General features: G+C 69.6%; 4 protein-coding genes. 3 read left to right on the top strand and 1 reads right to left on the bottom strand.

Features of this window, described 5'->3' with window-relative positions:
* Window positions 1-198 precede the first annotated feature (198 nt).
* The gene (locus HGBR_RS13390) at window positions 199-924 is read left to right on the top strand and encodes a GntR family transcriptional regulator (RefSeq protein ID WP_218915976.1); all 726 of its coding nucleotides are present in this window, start codon (window positions 199-201) and stop codon (window positions 922-924) included.
* A 233-nt stretch (window positions 925-1,157) separates the two neighbouring features.
* The gene (locus HGBR_RS13395; RefSeq protein WP_019159857.1) at window positions 1,158-3,053 is read left to right on the top strand and encodes an HNH endonuclease signature motif containing protein; all 1,896 of its coding nucleotides are present in this window, start codon (window positions 1,158-1,160) and stop codon (window positions 3,051-3,053) included.
* Window positions 3,054-3,127: 74 nt separating this feature from the next.
* On the opposite strand, the gene HGBR_RS13400 is transcribed toward HGBR_RS13395, so the two are convergent.
* The gene (locus tag HGBR_RS13400; protein WP_019159858.1) at window positions 3,128-4,267 is read right to left on the bottom strand and encodes a YeiH family protein; all 1,140 of its coding nucleotides are present in this window, start codon (window positions 4,265-4,267) and stop codon (window positions 3,128-3,130) included.
* Between the two features lie 218 nt (window positions 4,268-4,485).
* Between HGBR_RS13400 and HGBR_RS19630 the strand changes: the two genes are divergently transcribed.
* Window positions 4,486-4,707: helix-turn-helix domain-containing protein (locus HGBR_RS19630; protein ID WP_147522514.1), on the top strand; the 222-nt coding region annotated here is incomplete at its 3' end.

The raw sequence follows: 4,707 nt of genomic DNA on the forward strand, positions 1-4,707 counted from the left end.
GGGGGGGGGTGTGGTCGGTCGGGTTGAGGGATGGGGGTGCTGTGGGGCGGTTGTGTGTGGAGTGAGTGGCAGGGTGTCGGTGTGCGGCGACGTGGGCACGGGATGCCGCGGTCATAGGGGAGGATGGGAGGAATGGTCCGATGCGACGCCGGGCGTTTCCATTCCGGCGCATTCGAGGTGATCGACGGAGGTGGCGCGGTGACGAGTGGTTGGGCGGGTGCGCGGGGTGTGGCGAGCGCGCCGGGTGCGTCATCGGCGCGATCGTCGGCTGCAGAGGGTACGTCCTCCGCGGCGGAGCGCGCGTACCGCGATCTGCGCGATGCGATCCTCGAAGGCGAGTTCGCCGCCGGCGAGATGCTGGGCGAGAGCGGCCTGGCGGATCGCCTGGGGATGAGCAGGACGCCTGTCCGTGCGGCGCTCGTACGGCTGCAGGACGAGCAGTGGGTGACGATCTACCCCAAGCGCGGCGCCCTGGTGAAAGGACTCAGCGAGCGGGACATCGCAGAGGTCGCCGACGCCCGGTACGTCCTGGAGGCCGCCGCGGTGCAGCGGGCGACGCCCGGGATGATCGAGCGGCTGGTGCCGCGTCTCGAGGAGTCGCTGCAGGCTCAGGCGCACGCGCTCGCGGCGCAGGATCTGCGCGTCTTCATCGACGCCACCACCGGGTTCCACCGGATGTTCGTCGAGGTGGGCGGCAACGATGTGCTGCTGGAGATGAGCGATCGACTGGCGGACCGACGCCGGTACATGCTGTTCCGGCAGGGCGAGAGGCTCATCGAACGGCGCGAGGGGATGCTCGCGGAGCACCGTGAGCTCATCGACGCGCTGCGCGAGCAGGACGTCGTCCGCTTCGCCGAGGCCCTGCGCGGCCACCTGCGCGACACCCACGATGCGGCGGTGGACCCGGTCACGTTCGTGCCGTGAGGTGCCATGCCGCGTTGGGCGCTGACGTGGGCGCATCAGATGCTGCGTCCCCGCGGAACGGGCCTCACGATGTGTCATCGTCTGATGCTCTTCATCGCTCTCCCGACCATTCGTGAGCATTCGATCAAGTTCGTTCGATTCGGGGGTTGAATATCGAACGCATAATCGAATATCATGGGTGTACATCGAACAGAGAGGTTCGATGATGGCCTGAGTGGCACGGAGGAGTACCCATGCAGCGGCCCACGCGAGTGACCACCGGTCCTGACCGCCTGCCCCGCCCTGCCCTGCAGATCCTCACGGTCGACGAGGTGCGTGAGGCGATCGCACGGGTGGCCGCCGGCACCTTCGGTGCGGTGACTCCCGTCGAGTCTGTCGAGTCTGTCGAGCTCGGTCGGTTGTCTGAGCCGGGTCTCGGGAGTGCAACGGCGCGGTCCGAGGACGGCCCGCAGTTCACCTCGTCGGGGCTGATGGAGCAGTGGGTGGGGTCGAACCAGGATGCGGGCCGCCTCCAGGCGCTCGAGGCCGCGCAGCTGGCGGCGTTCGCACTGGCTCGCGTTCTGAGCCGTGAGGACGGGCAGGACGAACTGGACCGGTTTCTGTCCACTGAGGGACTCTTCGAGGAGTCCGCGTCGGCGTCCGACGTCGACGCGGATCCCCGGATCTCCACGCAGGCGGGGCGTCTGCTGCACGCGGAGGACCTCATGATCGTGTCCGCACACATGCGGAAGGCGAAACGTGACTCCGCGAAGCGCCGGGTGGCGCATGCGATCGTGTGGTTCCTGGGGTTCCACAACCTGCTGGCATCCGTGGCGCAGGGGCGTCTGGCCTTCGAGCGCATCGCACGGCTGGGGTACCGGGTCGACGACGCGCTCCTCCCGCTGTCGGAGGTCCGCGCGCTGGACCGGTACCTCGACGCGATGCGTCCGGATCTCTCGATGGATCAGTTCGAGAAGCTGACGCGCAAGCAGATCCGCAGCCTCGTCCCCGTGCCCGAGGACCCGGAGGCGCCTCGGCGCAACCGGAACGTCCGGCTCGAGCGCTGCGACGATGACACCGGGATCCTCACTCTCACGGGGCCCGTCCATGTGCTCGATGCGCTCTTCCAGCGCACACGGGCCACGGCGCGGGCGATCCGTCGCCGGGAGCTGTCGGCTCTGGGCGTGGACGATCAGGGGACAGGTGTGTCTGCGGGGCAGGGTGTGTCTGCATCTCACGGGACAGGACCGGATCGCTGGCAGGACCGGACGCTGGACGACCGGACCATCAGTCAGCTCATGTTCGACCTGCTGGCCGGGTCACGCCCGCAGACGCAGGTGCGTGTCGCCGGGCGCGGCGCTGCTGAAGGAGTGGGCGCTGCCGCCGGTGCGGCCGGCAGTGCTGACGCCGGGATGCTGGACCTGAGAGTTGCAGGCGCAGGCCGGGAATCGGACTCCGATGAGGTCATCGACGTCCTCTGCCCCACGGACGGGACGTGGCTGCGGAAGCAGGCCGCGGTGCACGTGACGGTGCCCGCCTCGACGCTGCTGGGCATGAACGAGGCGCCGGGGTGGACGACGGGGGACGCGACTCTCTCGGCGCCTGCGTGCCGCGAGATCGCCTCGCACGCGACCTCGTGGGTGCGGATCCTCACCGACCCGACCACGGGCGTCGTGACGGACGACATCGCCCAGACCTACGAGCCCACTGCCGGGATGCGACGGACGGTCCGCCAGAAATGGCGCTGCTGCACGGCGCCCGGCTGCAGTCGTCCCGCCGAGTCCTGCGAGATCGACCACTGCTGCAGCTACTCGAAGAAGGATCCGTCGAAGGGCGGGCTCACCGTGGTCGAGAACCTGCATCCGCTGTGCAAGCACCATCATCAGCTCAAGACGATGGGCATCATCGGGCTCCGCCGTGTCTCCGGTGACGAGATCGTCTGGGTCCTGCCCATGGGCGTGAAGTCCACGGCGGTGCCGCCTCCCATCGGGGAGACGGACGAGGAGACCCCACCGGGTCGGCTGCTGGATCATGCCCGCTCAGCGGACGCAGGTGTGTCGCACCAGAGGGCACCGGTGGGTCACGCGCACCGATCCGGTGCGAGACCGACGCGGGACCCCGCTCCCGCTGACGATCCGCCGCCGTTCTGACGGTGGCGGTGCCACGGTGGCATGCTCCTCTGTGGCGTGTTCCTCAACGGTGTGTTCCTCTGCGCTGTCCGGGATCAGCCGACGAGGAGCACGCCTCCCAGGGCGAGGCCCGCTACCAGCACGGTCGACAGTGCGGCGAGGATGAACGGCCGGGCACCCACATGGATGAGGTTCCGGAACTTCACACCGCAGCCCAGCGCGAACATCGCAGTGGACAGGAGCAGTGTCTGGGCGAGGCCGGCGGTGGTGAGCGCGGCCTCGGGCAGGGGGACGAACGAGCGCACCAGCACCATCACGAGGAAGCCCGCGACGAACAGCGGCACGATGGGCGGCAGCTTCGTGGGGTGATCGCCGCTGGCCGACGAGACGGAACCGGTGGGTGAGGGAGCGGCGGCGCTGCGCCGGGAGAGCGAGTCGGCGGCCGGAGTCTCGTGACCAGCGACCACGGCATCGGTGCCGGCGGCACCCCGTTCGGTCGTGCGGCCCGCGGCGCGACGCGCCTGCAGGCTGAGGACTGCGATGACCGGAGCGAGCATGAGGACGCGGGCCAGCTTGACGATGACGGCGACCGTGAGCGCGCTGCCGCCCAGGATTCCGCCGGCGGCCACGACCTGGGCGACCTCGTGGATCCCGCCGCCGGCCCACAGCCCCGCGGTCGTGGAGTCCAGGCCCAGCAGCCGCGCGGTGAGCGGCAGCAGCGGGATCATGATCGTCCCGAAGAGGACGACCAGTGCGATGGCAGTGGCGACGTCCTCGCCCTTCTTCTGCTTGGGATCGACGACGCCCGCGACTGCCCCCACTGCGGCCGCACCGCAGATCGAGAACCCGCTGGCCACGAGGATCGTGAGCACGGGCGACGTGCCCAGCAGTCTCCCGATCGTCAGTGTGCCCAGGATGCCGCCGGCCACGATCGCGATGACGACTGCGATCATGCCGAGGCCCAGCCCCAGGATGTCGCCCAGCACCACCTGCAGTCCCAGCAGCACGATGCCGGCACGCAGCAGCGTCTTCGAGCTGTACGTGAGGCCCGGCGACGTGGACCCTGGAAGCGGCACCAGGTTTCCCACGGCGATCCCCGCGATGATCGCCAGCAGCAATGGACTGAATCCGGGCAGGAACGAGCCGACGACCGTCGCCACGATGCCCGCCGCTGCGGCCAGTGCGATGCCCGGCAGGCGGCCGGAAGAAGGGTTGCTGCCAGTGACCTGCTGCACTTCCGGGCCAGATGCGACCTGGGGGTCGGGGGAAAGGGCCGGGTCGTCAGTCGTGCCAGCAGCGCCAGATGTGCCAGCCGCACTGGCTGGGCCAGGCCGATGGTCGCTGCCCGGTGCCGCCGAGTTGTGGGAAGCAGGTGAACTCATGGTGACGACTCTCCCGCGGGGAGGTGACGCGCGGTAGTCGGGAAATGCGTCCCAGGGCATATCATTCTGATATGTCATCTGAGGCCACTCCGCTGCCCAACCTGCAGGCGCTCGCCCTTTTCGTCGCCGTCGTCGACGAGGGCAGCCTGGGTGCCGGTGCCCGCCGCCTGGAGATCCACCAGCCCAATGCCAGCCGCCTCATCGCCCGCCTCGAGGCCGAGGCCGGCGCACCTCTGCTGGACCGGCACCCCCGCGGGTCCCGGCCCACCCCGGCCGGCCTGGTCTACGCCGCC

The organism is Brevibacterium senegalense, assembly GCF_000285835.1.
In the GTDB taxonomy this organism is placed as follows: Bacteria; Actinomycetota; Actinomycetes; order Actinomycetales; family Brevibacteriaceae; genus Brevibacterium; species Brevibacterium senegalense.

Coding starts and splice junctions, on each gene's coding strand:
- HGBR_RS13395 (WP_019159857.1), top strand. CDS start 1,158: ATGCAGCGGCCCACGCGAGTGACCACCGGTCCTGACCGCCTGCCCCGC.